Genomic DNA, 209 nt, shown 5'->3' on the forward strand with positions numbered 1-209 from the left:
TCATAAAACGTCTAGTAAAATTAGCCATTATACTACCAGCGCGTTGTACATAAAAATAAAGTGGGTTATTTACTTTTACTATACTATTAGCATTCAAAAATAGTCTGAAAATACTAAAATTATCTTCTTGAACTCGTCCCTTTGGAAAACGAACTGGCTCGACTCCATTGAATAAATCCAATTTAAAAATTTTATTCCATACTACATTT

The 209-nt window shown here is 29.2% G+C and carries 1 protein-coding gene; it reads right to left on the bottom strand.

The annotated features are described in order from the left end of the window. Positions 1-209, bottom strand: a 209-nt coding sequence (locus tag NE668_RS10270; protein ID WP_371745249.1) for a hypothetical protein, incomplete at both ends; no start/stop codon positions are given.

This window comes from Veillonella parvula (genome assembly GCF_024461875.1).
In the GTDB taxonomy this organism is placed as follows: Bacteria; Bacillota; Negativicutes; order Veillonellales; family Veillonellaceae; genus Veillonella; species Veillonella parvula_I.